Consider the following 15,178-nt stretch of genomic DNA (forward strand, 5'->3'; position numbering starts at 1 on the left):
CATCAGGACACCTCGGTGTACGGCTGGAGGAAGTCACGCTCGGCGTCGGACAGCCGGCGCGGATGCCCCTTGGCCAGGTTGTAGGGCACGCAGACGGATTTGGCCCGGCTCGCCAGCACACCGTCGTCGAACAACTCGTAGGAGACGGTGAAGGCCGCGGCCCGCAGCTCGGAGATCCACATCTCGATGCGGACCGGATCGCCGAAGTCGACCGGCCGCACGTAGTCGATCTCGTGCCGGGCGATCACGATGCCCTCCTCGAACGAGGCCAGGCCGTGGGCCCGGGCCCCGACGAAGAACATCGCGACGCGCGCCTCCTCGTACAGGGTGAGGAAGCGCGCGTTGTTGACGTGCCCGTACGCGTCCATGTCGGACCAGCGCACGGGCACATCGAAGGTGAAACGCTCAGTCACGGGTGAGCTTGCGGTAGGTCACCCGGTGCGGCCGGGCCGCTTCGGCGCCGAGCCGGTCGATCTTGTTCTTCTCGTACGCCTCGAAGTTGCCCTCGAACCAGAACCACTTGTCCGGGTCCTCCTCGGTGCCCTCCCACGCGAGCATGTGGGTGGCGACCCGGTCGAGGAACATCCGGTCGTGGGAGATGACCACGGCGCAGCCGGGGAACTCCAGCAGCGCGTTCTCCAGGCTGGAGAGGGTCTCCACGTCCAGGTCGTTGGTCGGCTCGTCGAGCAGGATCACGTTGCCGCCGATCTTCAGCGTCATCGCGAGGTTGAGCCGGTTGCGCTCGCCACCGGACAGCACCTTGGTCGGTTTCTGCTGGTCCGGGCCCTTGAAGCCGAAGGCCGCGACATATGCCCGGGAGGGCATCTCGACCTTGCCGACCATCATGTGGTCGAGACCGTCGGAGACGACCTCCCACACCGTCTTGGCCGGGTCCAGGCCGGCGCGGCTCTGGTCGACGTACGACAGCTTGACGGTCTCACCGATCCGGACCGCGCCCTCGTCCGGCTTCTCCAGCCCGACGATGGTCTTGAACAGCGTGGTCTTGCCGACGCCGTTCGGGCCGATGATGCCGACGATGCCGTTGCGGGGCAGCGAGAACGACAGGTGGTCGATGAGCGTGCGCCCGTCGAAGCCCTTGACCAGGTCGTTGGCCTCGATGACGGTGTTGCCCAGGCGTGGGCCCGGCGGGATCTGGATCTCCTCGAAGTCCAGTTTCCGGGTCTTCTCCGCCTCGGCGGCCATCTCCTCGTACCGCTCCAGGCGGGACTTGCTCTTGGTCTGGCGGGCCTTGGCGTTCGACCGCACCCACTCCAACTCCTCGGAGAGGCGCTTCTTCATCTTGGCGTCCTTGCGGCCCTCGACGGAGAGACGCGCGGCCTTCTTCTCCAGGTAGGTGGAGTAGTTGCCCTCGTAGCCGATCGCCCGGCCGCGGTCCAGCTCGAGGATCCAGCCGGCCACGTTGTCCAGGAAGTACCGGTCGTGGGTGATCGCCAGGACGGTGCCGGCGTACTTGGCCAGGTGCTGCTCCAGCCAGTGCACCGACTCGGCGTCCAGGTGGTTGGTGGGCTCGTCGAGCAGCAGCAGGTCGGGCGCCTCGAGCAGCAGCTTGCAGAGGGCGACCCGGCGGCGCTCACCACCGGAGAGCTGGGTGACGTCGGCGTCCGGCGGCGGGCAGCGCAGCGCGTCCATCGCGAGTTCGAGCTTGGAGTCGACGTCCCACGCGTCGAGGTGGTCGAGCTCCTCCTGGAGCTTGCCCATCTCCTCCATCAGCTCGTCGGAGTAGTCGGTGGCCATCTGCTCGGCGATCGCGTTGAAGCGGTCGAGCTTGGCCTTCGTCTCCGCGACCGCCTCCTCGATGTTGCCGAGGACGGTCTTCTCGTCGTTGAGCGGCGGCTCCTGCATGAGCATGCCGACGGTGTAGCCGGGCATCAGCCGGGCCTCGCCGTTGCTCGTCTTGTCGAGCCCCGCCATGATCTTGAGCAGGCTGGACTTACCGGCGCCGTTCGGGCCGACGACACCGATCTTGGCGCCTGGCAGGAAGCTCAGCGTCACGTTGTCGAGCACGACCTTGTCGCCGTGCGCCTTGCGCGCCTTTTCCAGGACGTAGATGTACTGGGCCACGGTGTGCCCTACCTCCGAGATCGTGGATTGTCGGTGCCGAATTCAAAGGACAATCTTTCCAGGTGCGGTCGCCGTCGCGAACGGCAACCCCGGGCTGTCACTCCGGGACGACCAGTTGCTCTTCGAGCCGGCCGTCGGCGTGCATGATCAGCAGCCGCTCCGCGTCCAGCGTGAAGACCGCGCCGTCCGAGGCGGTGGCCTGGTAGCCGCCGTTGCCGTCGGGGGTGACCGAGTCCAGGAAGAGCGCGGTCTTCCCCTCCACCCAGACGGATCCGGCACTGCCTTTATTACCGTGATAATAGAAGGCTCCCGCGTCGTCCTGGCAGATCCAGGCCTCGGTCCTCTTCTCGGTACGAACCCGCAGGACCATCCGCAGTGTCCCGGTGGCCCCGGCCCGCCGGCCCATCCTCTGCGTCTCCGGCCGGCACGGATCGCCACCGATCAGGTCGGTGCCGGCGTCCGAGGTTTGAAACGGCCGCGGCTGGTCATCCCGTACCTCGGCCAGGAGATATCCGCCGACCATGCCGATGATCGTGAGCAGCACCGTGGCGATCACCACAGGATAGAACAACGGCTGCCGCTGCTGGGAATGATCATCGTGCGGGGTCACCGGCACAGGATGGCACCCCGCCCCCACCCGGTCCATCGCCGTCTGTTCCGGCGACGGGACGGAGGGGGATGAGAAAGCGAGAGCTTACGCACAGTAGGCTCACGTTGGGAACAGAAACCACTCGGAGGTGTACTCAGCGTGGCCCAACGAAGTTCCTTCGTCGTCGTCGCCAACCGTCTGCCCGTGGACGAGGTAACTACGCCGGATGGTGAAAAGCAGTGGCGGCCCAGTCCGGGCGGCCTGGTCACAGCCCTTCATCCCGTCCTCGTCGAGCACCGCGGCACCTGGATCGGGTGGGCCGGCGGGACCGGCGAGGCACCCGAGCCCTTCGATCTCGAGGGCATCCACATCCACCCGGTTCCGCTCAGCGGCGAGGAGCTGGAACGCTACTACGAGGGTCAATCCAACGCGACCATCTGGCCGCTCTACCACGACGCGGTCGAGACGCCGGTCTACAAACGGCGCTGGCGCGAGACGTACCGCCTGGTCAATCAGCGATTCGCGGAGGCCGCCGCGGAGGTCGCCGACGAGGGCGCCACGGTCTGGGTGCAGGACTACCAGCTCCAGCTGGTGCCGGCGATGCTGCGGGAGATGCGGCCGGACCTGAAGATCGGGTTCTTCCTGCACATCCCGTTCCCCCCGATCGAACTGTTCATGCAGATGCCGTTCCGGGCCGAGATCCTGCGCGGCCTGCTCGGCGCCGACCTGGTCGGCTTCCAGCAGCGGCTGGCCGCGCAGAACTTCGTCCGGCTGGCCCGGCACCTGCTCGGCCTGCGCTACTCCGGCCAGTCGATCCAGGTGGACGGGCGCGAGGTCAAGGCCGGCGCGTTCCCGATCAGCATCGACACCAAGGAGATGGAGCGGCTCGCCGCCGATCCGGCCGTGCAGGCGCGGGCCAAGCAGATCCGCGCCGAGCTGGGTGATCCGAAGACGGTGATCCTCGGCGTCGACCGGCTCGACTACACCAAGGGCATCGAGCTGCGGCTCAAGGCGTTCCGCGAGCTGCTCGCCGACGGCAAGCTGAACGTCGGCGAGGCGGTGATGATCCAGGTCGCCACGCCCAGCCGGGAGCGTGTCGAGCACTACCAGACCCTGCGGGTGAAGGTGGAGCGCGAGGTCGGCCGGATCAACGGCGAGTTCGGCCGGGTCGGCACCCCGGCGGTGCACTACCTGCACCAGTCGGTGGACAAGCAGGAGCTGGCCGCGATGTACGCGGCGGCCGATGTGATGATGGTCACTCCGTTGCGTGACGGGATGAACCTGGTGGCCAAGGAGTACATCGCCTGCCGCGGCGACAGCGGTGGCGCGCTGGTGCTCAGCGAGTTCGCCGGGGCGGCCACCGAGCTGCGGCAGTCCTTCCTGTGCAACCCGCACGACCCGGACGGGGTGAAGGACGCCCTGCTGCGCGCGGTCGCGGCCGAACCGTCCGAGCTCAAGCGGCGGATGCGGGTGATGCAGCGGCATCTGCGGACCCACGACGTGGCCCGGTGGGCGCACTCGTTCCTCGACGAACTCGGCGTCGGCGAGGCCTGAGGTCAGCAGAAGAGCGCCGGGTCGTCGTCGACCCGGCGCTCTTGCCTTCCCGATTGTGTACGGGCCGCTCAGCCCACCGCCGGGACGAACTCCCCGGCCACCGTGACCACGTCACCGATCACCACGACGGCCGGTGGACGGATCCCCGCCTCCGCCGTCTCCGCGGCCACCGACCCGAGGGTGCTGACCAGCGACCGCTGGTGGGCCGTCGACCCCTCCTGCACCACCGCGGCCGGTGTCGACGGCGACCGGCCCTCGGCGATCAGCCGCTCGGCGATCAGCGGCAGATTCTTCAGGCCCATCATCAGCACCACCGTGCCGCGCAGCCGGGCCACCGCCGCCCAGTCGACGAGCGACTCCGGGTGGTCCGGCGGGACGTGCCCGGAGATGACGGTGAACTCGTGGGTCACCCCGCGATGGGTGACCGGGATGCCGGCCAGCGCGGGCGCCGCGATCGAACTCGTCACCCCGGGCACCACCAGCACCGGGACACCCGCCTGCGCACAGGCCAGGGCCTCCTCGCCGCCCCGGCCGAAGACGAAGTTGTCGCCGCCCTTGAGCCGCACCACGAACCGGCCCTTCGACGCCCGGTCCACCAGGATCCGGTTGATCTCCGCCTGGGCGGCCTGCGGACCGTACGGGATCTTGGCCGCGTCGATCAGCTCGACCTCCGGCCGCAGCTCGCCGAGGAGCATGCCGGGCACCAGCCGGTCGGCGACCACCACATCGGCGGCGGCCAGCAGCCGGCGGCCCTTCACCGTGATCAGCTCCGGGTCGCCGGGCCCCGCCCCGACCAGGGCCACGCCCCTCAACTCCGGAGCGGCCGGCGGCGTCGTCTCCAGCACACCGGCCACCATGTCGCGCACCGCCATCGCCCGGCGCCGGTCCCCACCGTCGGTCACCGCCACGGTCACCTGACCGTGCCTGGTCACGGCCGGGGTCCACGCGGTGGCGGCATCGCGGTCGTCCGCCCGTACACAGAAGATCCGGTGTTGTTCGGCGGCCACGCTGACCCCGGCCGCCGCGTCCGGGTCGTCGATCGCGACATGGACCAGCCAGGCGCCCTCGACGTCGGCCGGCTCGAACCGCCGCGGCGTCCACACCGCCCGGCCGGCGTCGACGTGCCCGCGCAGCGTCGGAGTCAGCTCGGGCGACACGATCTCCACCCGGGCGCCCGCCGCGATCAGGGCCGGAACCCGGCGGGTGGCGACCGAACCGCCACCGACCACCAGCACCCGCCGATCCGCCAGCCGCAGACCCATGGGATAGATGCTCATTTCTCCGACACTCCCGCAGAATCAAAGGTCGCCACCTCGTGCAGCACCCGCACCGCTGCTGACACGATCGGCAGGGCCAGCACCGCGCCGCTGCCCTCACCCAGGCGCATGCCCAGGTCGAGCAGAGGCTCCAGGCCGAGGTGGGCGAGCGCGACACCGGCGCCCGGCTCGGCCGACCGGTGCCCGGCGACCATCGCGGCCACCGCGTCCGGGGCGAACGCGGCAGCCGTCACCGCGGCCGACGCGGCGATCACCCCGTCGATCAGCACCGGGACCCGGGCCGCCGCCGCACCCAGGATGAACCCGGTCAGCGCGGCATGCTCCAGGCCACCGACCGCGGCCAGCACCCCCAGCGGATCGGCCGGGTCGGGCGCGTGCCGGTCCAGGGCGGCGGTCACCACAGCGATCTTGTGGGTCAGGGTCTCGTCGTCGATGCCGGTGCCCCGGCCGGTCGCGACCTCCGCCGGGACCCCGGTGAACGCGGCGATCAGCGCCGCCGCCGGCGTCGTGTTGGCGATCCCCATGTCCCCGGTCAGCAGCGCCCGCGCCCCCTGCTCGACCAGCGCCTCGGCGACCCGGATGCCGACCTCGACCGCCGCCGTCGCCTCCTCGCGGGTCAGCGCCGGGCCGGCCGTCATGTCCCGGGTGCCCCGGCGCACGTTCGCGTCCAGCAGGTTGGGGCCGCCGTGCAGCGGGATCGCCACCCCGACGTCGACCACCATCACATCGGCGCCGGACTGCCTGGCGAACGCGTTGACCACCGCGCCACCGGCCACGAAGTTCGCCACCATCTGGGCGGTGACCTCCTGCGGCCACGGGCTCACCCGCTGGGCGTGCACCCCGTGGTCACCGGCGAACACCGCCACTGTCGCCGGCTCCGGCAGCGGCGGCGGGCACACCCCGGCCAGCCCGGCCAGGCGCACCGACAACTCCTCCAGCGCACCCAGCGAACCGGCCGGTTTGGTCAGGCGCGCCTGCCGGTCACGGGCATCGGCCATGGCCCGCTCGTCGGCGGGCCGGATGGCCGCCAGGGTGGTCTCCAGCGTCACGGTCGCTCCTCGATCAATTCCCTGCCTCGATCAATTCCCGCAGAGTCTGCACGAATCCGTCTGTGGTGGCAGTGTCGCGCACCGCAATCCGGAGCCAGTCCGGGCCCATCCCCGGAAAGGTGTCGCCACGACGCACGGCATAGCCACGTTTCCGCAGTTCAGCGCGGATGTGGTCGGCGTTCGGGAGGCGTACCGCAATAAATGCCGACGCCGGCTCACCGGCAACCGTGACGCTCGGCACTCGCCGCAGCCGGTCCACCAGGTGGTCCCGCTCCACGGTGAGGCGCGCGGCGATCTCGCGCTCCGCGGCGACCGCGACCGGTGAGGCGCACGCCGTCGCCGCGGCCAGCGCCGGAGTGGAGACCGCCCACAGTGGCTGGGCGGCGGCCAGGCGGCGCAACAGATCGGCCGGGCCGAGCGCGTAGCCGATCCGCAGACCGGCCAGCGCCCACGTCTTGGTCAGGCTGCGCAGCACCACCAGGCCGGGCAGGTCGCGGCGCTCGGCCAGCGACTCCGGCTCGCCGTCGGCACCGGATCGCCAGGTGGTGTCGGCGAACGCCTCGTCGACCACCAGCACCCGGCCGGGTCTGGCCAGTTTCGCCAGGTCGGCGGCGGGGTGCAGGACTGAGGTGGGGTTGGTGGGGTTGCCGATGAAGACCAGGTCGGCATGATCGGGGATCAGGGCCGGGTCGAGGCGGAAGCCGTCCTTTTCGCTGAGGACGACACGCTCGACCTGGTGGCCCGCGTTGCGCAGGGCTGCTTCCGGCTCGGTGAATTGTGGATGCACCACTACCGGGTTCTTCGCGTCCCTCAGTGCTTGGGCGAGCAGTACGAACGCCTGAGCGGCACCGGCGGTGAGGAGCACTTCCCCTTCACCCCTTTGATGCCTATTTTGTACGCTTTTCGTGGCTTTATCGGCATTGGGGTACGCCGACAGCGTGGCCATCGACTCCATGATCGGCCCCGACAGCCAGTCCGGCATCGGCTGGTGGCGTACGTTGACCGCGAGATCGATCAGGCCCGCCTCCACCTCGGCGTCACCGTGATGATCGAGGTCGAAACTCATGGGCCCCAGCATGCCGGACCGTGCGGCACACCACATCTCGGCCGTTCCGTCCGAACATGAGCGGTTTTGTCCTACCGTCAAGGGGTGACGAGCCGACGCCTGACCGTAGCCGGACGTGTCGCCCTGCTGATCCGGGCCGGGCTCATCGCGGGCCTGGTCCTGACCGGGCTCACCTACCCCTTCGCCGCCCTCACCGGGATGGGCATCAAAGCCGGCACCGAAGCCCTGGAGAACCTGCCCGAGCAGCTCACCGAGACACCGCCGGCCCAGTCCACCTACGTCTACGCCAAGGACGGCAAAACACTGCTCACCATGTTCTACGAGGAACACCGCAAGTTCGTCGGGCTGGAATCCATGTCGCCCTACATCATCAAGGCGATCGTGGCGTCCGAGGACAACCGGTTCTTCGAACACCACGGTGTCGACGCCAAAGGGGTGGCCCGGGCGTTCGTGGCCAACCAGAAAGCCGGCGGCGTCTCCCAGGGCGCGTCCACCCTGACCATGCAGTACGTGCGGATGGCCCTGCAGAACAGCGCCCGCACCCCGCAGGACGCGCTGGAGGCCACCGAACAGACCGCCGCCCGCAAACTCCGCGAGATGCGGCTCGCCATCGAGGTCGAACAGCGGCTCAGCAAAGAGGAGATCCTCGAGCGGTACCTCAACGCCGCCTACTACGGGCACCGGGCGTACGGGATCTACGCCGCCTCGCAGATCTTCTTCTCCAAACTGCCCCGCGACCTCAGCCTCACCGAGGCCGCCCTGCTCGCCGGGCTGGTCAAGGCGCCGTCCGCGTACGACCCGGCCACCAAGGACCGCAAAGCCGCCACCGACCGGCGCAACTACGTGATCGAACAGATGCTCAAGATGAACGCGATCACCAGGGAACAGGCCACCACCGCCCGCCGCGCGAAGATCAAGCTCAAGCTGTCCACCCCGCCCAACGACTGCGTCTCCGTCGCCGCGAAACACAACGACTGGGGCTTCTTCTGCGACTACTTCAAAAGCTGGTGGCGGGAACAGCCGGCCTTCGGCCGCAACCCCCTCGAACGCGAGGAGAACCTGCGCCGGGGCGGCTACCGGATCGTCACCTCACTCGACCCGAAGATCCAGCGGTACGCCATGAAACACGTCCTCGCCAAGGAACGCCGCGGCAGCCCGTTCGCCCACGGACAGGTCGTCGTCCAGCCCGGCACCGGGCGGATCCTCAGCATGGCCGTCAACCGGCGGTACTCCCTCGACCAGGACAAGAACGGCCGGCACAGCGACTGGCGGCAGGACCGCGACGTCAAAGGCAACTACCCCAACACCGTCAACCCACTGCTCGGCGGCGGCGACATGGCCGGATACCAGGCCGGCTCCACCTTCAAGATCTTCACGGTGCTGGCCGCCCTGGAGAACAAGATGCCGCTGTCCACCACCTACTACTCCCCCCAGCGGTACGTCTCCCGCTACATCACCGCACCCGGCCCCGCCACCTGCGGCATCCACTGGTGCCCGAAGAACTCCAGCGAGTCGATGACCGGCAACCAGACCATGTGGAGCGGCTTCGGCAAATCCGTCAACACCTACTTCGTCCAGCTCGAACAGCGCGTCGGCGCGGAGAAGGTGGTCGGCATGGCGGAACGGCTCGGCCTGCGCTGGCGCACCGCCATCGACAAGAAACTCGCCTCCAAGGAACACGCCTCCGGCTGGGGCGCCTTCACCCTCGGCGTCAGCGACGCCACACCCGTCGAGATGGCCAACGTCTTCGCCACCCTGGCCGCCGAAGGCAAATACTGCGAGCCGCTGCCGGTGGTCAGCATCCGCAACCCCGACGGCCGGCACGCGCTCTACCAGAAACGGCTCATCGCCTCCCCCCGCTGCCGCCAGGAGGTCAAGGTCAACGTGGCCCGCGCCGCCACCGACGCGGCCCGCTGCGTCACCGGATACGGCTCGGCCCGCGGCGGCTGCGGCGGCTGGGGCACCTCGGAGATGGTCTACGGCACGCTGGGGCGCCCGGTAGCCGGCAAGAGCGGCACCACCGACGGCAACAAGACGGCGTGGTTCAGCGGTTACACCCCGCAGCTGGCCGCCGCCGCCTTCGTCGCCGACCCCGACAACCCCGAACACGTGGTCGGCTCCGGTCGCTCCACCATGTCGAAGTTCACCGTCGCGCAGACGTTGCGGGACGCGCTCAAGGGCGAACCCCGCAAAGACTTCAAACCACCCACTGACAAGTACGTCTGGTAGCCGGCCCGGCGTCCTGCCTTCCGGGTTCACGTCGCCCCACACGCTGGGCCTTTTATGCGCTGAACTGGAATGGCCTTTGATGCGCTGACCGTGAATGCGCTGACCTTTTATGCGCTCACCCGTGATTCGCCGGCCCTTTTATACGCCGGCCTTCCGCACGCTGGGCCTTCCCTCGCGCGCTGATCGCTTCTCCTCTCCCGCGCGCTGATCTTCCGGACTTTCTTGTCGTGTCGCCGCCCCGCCCCGCTCAGGCGGCCGACGGCTGGCGCCGCGGCGGGCGCCAGAACGGGTCCCGCCCGGCCAGAGCCAGCGCCTGCGGCAGCAGATCCTCGCCGGGAGCGAACGGGAGCCGCGGCCCGAACATCCCCGGACTGCCACCCGGCGGGCTCTGCGCCAGGAACTCGACCAACGGCTCCAGCGCCCGCGGATCGGCGGCGAAATCCTGGCCGGTGGCACGGGCCAGATCCCAGCCGTGCATCACCAGCTCGTTCATCACCACCGTGCCCATCGCCGTAGCCGGCATGGTCACCCCACCGGCCCGGGCCGTCCCGGTCCAGGCCGACGGCTCCTTCCAGGCGATGGCCAGATCGGCCAGCAGCACCGGAAGCCGGCTACGCCACTGTGGCGACAACCGGCCCACCGACGGCTCCGGCGCACTGTCACCGCCCGCCCGTTTCCGGGCGGTCAGAGCGAACGCGACCGCCAGCCCCATCAGATGATCGAGCAGGGCCGCAACCGGCCAGTCCGGACACGGCGTAGGAGCACCCAGGTCATGACTGTCGACACCCAGCAGCAGAGCTCTGATCTGACGAACCGGCGGGTCGAAATCCAGCGGCACACGATCGGCCACGATCCTCCTCCTTCGGTTTGTCGTACGTCTCACGTTACGAGGCGGGTACGACACTTTCCGGACACCGAATCGCCCTTTCGCACGCAGGGACTTTTCCGGCGGCCCGGAGACCGAAGAAGGAGGCGGCAGGCTAGCTCAGCGAGCCGTCCGGAGCCCGCAGGACCTCCGCCACAGACGAACCGTTCAGCCTCACCGAACCGGCAGATCCGGCGAGTGGGTGTCCGAGGCACCGGGCCCGGACGGATATCCCGGGCCCGCCTGCATCCCTGGTCCAGACGGCATACCAGGCCCCGCCTGCATCCCGGTACCGGACGACATCCCCGGACCGGACGACATACCCGGCCCCGACTGCATACCCGGACCCGACTGCTGCCCCGGCCCCGCCGGGAAGCCAGGCCCGGACTGCTGCCCCGGACCCGCCGCGAAGCCAGGCCCGGACTGCTGCCCCGGACCGGACGGGAACCCGGGCCCCGACGGCATACCGGGCCCGGCATTGGTGGCCGGCCCCTGACCACCGGACGTCAGCTGACCGGCCCCCGGGCTGGTCGGCAATCCATGGAACGGCATCACCTGCGTCGGCATGCCCTGAAGCGAGCTATCCGATCCCGATCCAGGAATCCCCGAACCCGGCATGCTCCCGCTCAACCCAGGCCCACCCGTCCCGTGACCACTCTGCCCAGCCCCGCTCTGTCCCGACCCGCCGGAAGAATGAACGTTCTGTCCAAGGCCACCGCTCGGACCATAGCCGTTCTGTCCGGACCCGCTGGAAGAACGAACGTTCTGTCCAGGAGCGCTGCCCGAAGAACGAACGTTCTGTCCGGGGCCGCCATTGGAAGACAGAACGTTCTGCCCAAGGCCGCCGCCGCCGGGAGAAAGAACGTTCTGTTCGGGGCTGTTTGGACCGTGGCCGTTCTGGCCCGGGCCTCCCGGACCGTGGCCGTTCTGACCCGGACCTCCCGGACCATGGCCGTTCTGACCCGGACCGATCGGGCCGCGGCTGCTCTGACCAGATCCGCTGGGACCGCTCGGGCCGTGGCTGTTCTGACCCGAGCCGCTGGAGCCGCCGGGGCCGCTCGGGCTGTGGCCGCTCTGGGCGGGATCGTTCGGACCGCGGCCCGGGTAGCCGACCGGGCCACCCGGGGACTGGTCGAAGTAGTCCTGGGCGGGGCCGTTCGGGTCCGGGTAGCCGGGGCCGCCGTTGTCGTGCGGAGCGGCCCGGTGGAACTCCGGGAACTCGGCGTCAGCCCGGTTGAACTCGGGGAACTCCGTGTCGGCCCGAGTGAACTCCGGGAACTCGGCGTCGGCTCGGGCGAACTCCGGGTACTCCGCGTCGGCCCGGTTGAACTCTGGGAAGTCCGAGGCGGTTCGGTTGGCGTCCGGGAACTCGGGGCCGCCGTTGGCGTTGGGTGGGAAGTCAGGGCCTGACCGGCCCGTACCGGAGAAATTGGGGTTTGACCCGTTCTGCGGTGAGAAGTCAGGGCCGGAGAAGGCCGGGCCGGGGTTGTTCTGGTCGGTGAAGTCCGACCCCGGCGTACCGGCGAACTGGGGGTTGGCCTGGGTCGGGAAACCCGGGCCCGGACCGGGGAACGCCGGGCCGGACGTCGGCTGACGGGTGAAGCCGGGCGGCGGGCCGGGGAAGCTGGAGACCGGGTTGTTCGGGCCCGCGAAGCTGGACACCGGGTTGTTGGGGCCCGCGAAGCCGGAGACCGGGCCGTTCGAACCGGGGAACGCCGGGCCGGAGTGACCGCCGGAATGACCGCCGGATTGACCGCTGGGGTGTCCACCGGAATGACCGCCGGGCCTCGGGCCGGACATCACCTCACCGGAGACGATCTCGCCGGTGATCACCGGGCCGGGGGCGCCCTGCGGCTGCACCGCCGGCGACTGCTGCGTCGGGCCGTGACCGGCGGGGACGCCCGGCGGAGGCGGCGGCATCGCACCGTTCGGCGGGCTGGACGGGCCCTGCGACGGCTGGGCACCCTGCGGGCCGGCGTGTGCGGCGGCCACCACCCGGCGGGCGATCTCCGGGGCGGCCGCCCAGTGCAGGCCCAGCTGGGAGGCGTGCACCTGGCGCCAGACGAAACCCTCGGGGTTGCCGCCGGACCAGGTCCAGGCCGGGTTGGCGCCGGAGCGCGGGGCGACGACCGCCCGGTGCTGCTTGTATCCGGTGATCCGGGCGCCGGCCGGGGCCAGCACCGACGAACCCGGCGCGGTGGCCTCCCGGTACCCGGCGACGGTCTGCTCGCCGGTGCTGGCGGTGGCGTCGAGCACACCGCACATCGGGCGGCCGTCCAGTTCGTGGCCCAGCCACGGCAGGGCGATGCCCTCGGCGATGACCGGCCAGCCGTCCCGGGCGAACTGGGCGACGGCGGCACAGAGGCGCCGGTTCGCGGAGAGTTCCTCGGCGTACCCCTCGGGCAGCCCGGCGCCCACGATCAGCCCGCGGGTGCCCGGAGGCAGGGCCTCGTCGCGCAGTGGATCGACCACGGCGACGTCGGCGCCGGCCGCGGTGAGCAGTTCGGCGGTCTCCACATAGGTGTACGGCGCGCCCTGCCCACCGGCCAGCGCGATCACCGGCCGCTGGTCGAACGGGACGTCGCCGGCCGCCTCGGACGGTGTCCACAGCGGGCCGGGGACCGGCGGCGCGGAGTTGGCGAGGGCCATCAGCCGGTCCATGTCCAGTGAGCCGGAGACCGCCTCGCCGAGACGGCGGACCGCCCGGCCGGCCTCGACGGTCCGGTGCGCGACCGGGACCAGGCCGTGGGTACGGGCCGGCAGCACGTTGGGGAGGTCACCGCGATGCAGGGCGCCGAGGACCGGCATGCCGATGTCGTCCATGGCGCTGCGCAGCATCTGCTCGTGCCGGTCGGAGGCGACCCGGTTCAGGATCACCCCGCCCAGGTGCACCATCTCGTCGAACATCCGGAAGCCGTGCACCAGCGCGGCCAGCGAGTGGCCCATCGCGGCGACGTCGACGACCAGGATCACCGGGGCGCGCAGCGCGGCCGCCACCGAGGCGGTGCCGTCCACCTCGGGCTGGCCGGTGAGGCTGTCGAACAGGCCCATCGCGCCTTCGATCACCGACACCTGGGCGCCGGTGGCCCCGTGCGCGAAGAGTGGGGCGACTCGCTGGGCGCCGACCAGGCGTGGGTCCAGGTTGCGGCCGGGGCGACCGGCGGCGAGACCGAGGTACGCCGCGTCGGTGTGGTCCGGGCCGACCTTGAAGCCCGCCGTGGGGATGCCACGGCCGCTGAGCGCGGCGAGCAGGCCCACAGCGATCGCTGTCTTGCCATGGCCCGACGACGGCGCGCTCACGACCAGACGAGGCTGGGCGGTGATCAATGTCTCCCCCGAGGTTTCCGCAGGCGGCCGCCACGTGTTCTTCGACTGCCGGATGTCGCAGACTACCTGGCTGCGGTGGGAACCACCGGGTGGCCGGGTAGCCTCAGGGGGTGTACCGGTTCCTGTTGACCTCTCGCTGGCTGGGTGCGGCCGCGCTGACGGTCGTCGCCTCGGTGGTCATGGTCATCCTCGGCAACTGGCAACTGGACCGGTATCGGGAGCGCACCGGCATCAATGACCGGGTCGACGCGGCCGCGGCCGTGGATCCGGTGCCATTGACCACGGTGATGTCCGCGCCGACCCAGGCCGGGACCGCCGGGCCGAACGCCAACAAGTCCGTGGCCTGGACAAAGGTGACGCTGAGCGGGCGGTACGACACCGCCAACGAGATTCAGGCCCGTGGGCGCACGGTGGCCAGCAAGGTCGGCTTCGAGATCCTCACCCCGCTGATCCTCGACGACGGGACAGCGGTGCTGGTCGATCGGGGCTGGGTGCCCGCTCCGGCCGGTGGTGCCCGGGTGTCGCCCGAGGTCCCGGCCGCCCCGGACGGCCGGGTGACGGTCGTCGGGCAGATCCACCTGTCGGAAAGCCGACCCGCTCCGGTGGAACGGCGTGACGGTCGTCTCGATACCCGCCGGGTCAACCTGCCGCGGCTCGCGACCGAACTTCCCTACCCGGTGTACGGGTCGTACGTGCTTCTGACCGAGCAGAGCCCCGCGGCCGATCCGGCGTTCGTGCCGATCCCGATCCCGCACGAGGACGCCTGGCAGAACGGCGGGTACGCGGTCCAGTGGTGGATCTTCGCGGGCATGGTCTACGTGCTGTTCGGCTGGCAGGCTCGCCGGGAGGCTTTGGAGCGGGTGGGCGGGCCGACCGCCGGCACCGTCCGGGCCGACGAGGCGGACCGGCCGGTCGACCGGGTCGCGGCCGCCGACGCCCGGGCCGCCGCGGCGAGCGCCCGGGCCGCCGCGAAGACCCGCGACCGGGCCGCAGCCGCCTCCGGGGACCGGGTGTCCGACGCCGACGCCCGGAGCCGGAAGATCGATGGAGACCGGGTGTCCGACGCGGACGCCCGGAGTCGAAGGACCGCTGGAGACCGGGTGTCCGACGCGGACGCCCGGGACCGGGACGCCGAGGCGG

10 protein-coding genes and 1 pseudogene are annotated in these 15,178 nt (G+C 70.5%); 3 read left to right on the plus strand and 8 right to left on the minus strand.

The window, feature by feature from the left end; translation table 11 throughout:
* Window positions 1-2 precede the first annotated feature (2 nt).
* The 3 genes from ACQ0O7_RS16705 to ACQ0O7_RS16715 all read right to left on the minus strand — a co-directional run bounded on the left by ACQ0O7_RS16705 (window position 3) and on the right by ACQ0O7_RS16715 (window position 2,692).
* On the minus strand, window positions 3-413 hold the full coding sequence (locus ACQ0O7_RS16705; protein WP_430782992.1) for an acyl-CoA thioesterase: 411 nt from the start codon (window positions 411-413) through the stop codon (window positions 3-5).
* Window positions 406-2,082, minus strand: a complete 1,677-nt coding sequence (gene ettA / locus ACQ0O7_RS16710) for an energy-dependent translational throttle protein EttA (protein WP_430782993.1) — start codon at window positions 2,080-2,082, stop codon at window positions 406-408. The genes ACQ0O7_RS16705 and ettA overlap by 8 nt, the downstream gene beginning before the upstream one ends.
* A 97-nt stretch (window positions 2,083-2,179) precedes the next feature.
* Window positions 2,180-2,692: a hypothetical protein gene (locus tag ACQ0O7_RS16715; protein WP_430782994.1), complete on the minus strand. Its 513-nt coding sequence runs from the start codon at window positions 2,690-2,692 to the stop codon at window positions 2,180-2,182.
* Between the two features lie 138 nt (window positions 2,693-2,830).
* Between ACQ0O7_RS16715 and ACQ0O7_RS16720 the strand changes: the two genes are divergently transcribed.
* Window positions 2,831-4,225, plus strand: a complete 1,395-nt coding sequence (locus ACQ0O7_RS16720; RefSeq protein ID WP_430782995.1) for an alpha,alpha-trehalose-phosphate synthase (UDP-forming) — start codon at window positions 2,831-2,833, stop codon at window positions 4,223-4,225.
* Between the two features lie 68 nt (window positions 4,226-4,293).
* Here the strand turns inward: ACQ0O7_RS16720 and cobA are convergent, their stop codons facing one another.
* From cobA to cobC, 3 genes are read right to left on the minus strand one after another with little or no spacing between them, the layout of a single operon-like run.
* Window positions 4,294-5,502: a uroporphyrinogen-III C-methyltransferase gene (gene cobA, locus ACQ0O7_RS16725; protein ID WP_430782996.1), complete on the minus strand. Its 1,209-nt coding sequence runs from the start codon at window positions 5,500-5,502 to the stop codon at window positions 4,294-4,296.
* Window positions 5,499-6,551, minus strand: coding sequence for a nicotinate-nucleotide--dimethylbenzimidazole phosphoribosyltransferase (gene cobT, locus ACQ0O7_RS16730; protein ID WP_430782997.1), 1,053 nt, complete (start codon window positions 6,549-6,551; stop codon window positions 5,499-5,501). The genes cobA and cobT overlap by 4 nt, the downstream gene beginning before the upstream one ends.
* Window positions 6,552-6,564: 13 nt before the next feature.
* Window positions 6,565-7,617, minus strand: a complete 1,053-nt coding sequence (gene cobC, locus ACQ0O7_RS16735) for an Rv2231c family pyridoxal phosphate-dependent protein CobC (RefSeq protein ID WP_430782998.1) — start codon at window positions 7,615-7,617, stop codon at window positions 6,565-6,567.
* 84 nt (window positions 7,618-7,701) lie between these two features.
* Here cobC and ACQ0O7_RS16740 point away from each other — a divergent pair, with 84 nt between their 5' ends.
* Window positions 7,702-9,846, plus strand: coding sequence for a transglycosylase domain-containing protein (locus ACQ0O7_RS16740; protein ID WP_430782999.1), 2,145 nt, complete (start codon window positions 7,702-7,704; stop codon window positions 9,844-9,846).
* A 247-nt stretch (window positions 9,847-10,093) separates the two neighbouring features.
* Here the strand turns inward: ACQ0O7_RS16740 and ACQ0O7_RS16745 are convergent, their stop codons facing one another.
* On the minus strand, window positions 10,094-10,696 hold the full coding sequence (locus ACQ0O7_RS16745; protein ID WP_430783000.1) for a TIGR03086 family metal-binding protein: 603 nt from the start codon (window positions 10,694-10,696) through the stop codon (window positions 10,094-10,096).
* A 189-nt stretch (window positions 10,697-10,885) separates the two neighbouring features.
* Window positions 10,886-14,011: a cobyrinate a,c-diamide synthase gene (locus ACQ0O7_RS16750; protein ID WP_430783001.1), complete on the minus strand. Its 3,126-nt coding sequence runs from the start codon at window positions 14,009-14,011 to the stop codon at window positions 10,886-10,888.
* Window positions 14,012-14,148: 137 nt separating this feature from the next.
* Between ACQ0O7_RS16750 and ACQ0O7_RS16755 the strand changes: the two are divergent.
* A pseudogene (locus ACQ0O7_RS16755) lies at window positions 14,149-14,967 on the plus strand (SURF1 family cytochrome oxidase biogenesis protein); the annotation flags it as partial.
* Window positions 14,968-15,178 lie beyond the last annotated feature (211 nt).

Source organism: Actinoplanes sp. G11-F43, assembly GCF_050589265.1.
Taxonomy (GTDB): Bacteria; Actinomycetota; Actinomycetes; order Mycobacteriales; family Micromonosporaceae; genus Actinoplanes.

Excerpts from the sequence above, each read along its gene's own strand:
- cobC (WP_430782998.1), bottom strand. The coding sequence starts at position 7,617 with ATGAGTTTCGACCTCGATCATCACGGTGACGCCGAGGTGGAGGCGGGC.
- cobA (WP_430782996.1), bottom strand. The coding sequence starts at position 5,502 with ATGAGCATCTATCCCATGGGTCTGCGGCTGGCGGATCGGCGGGTGCTG.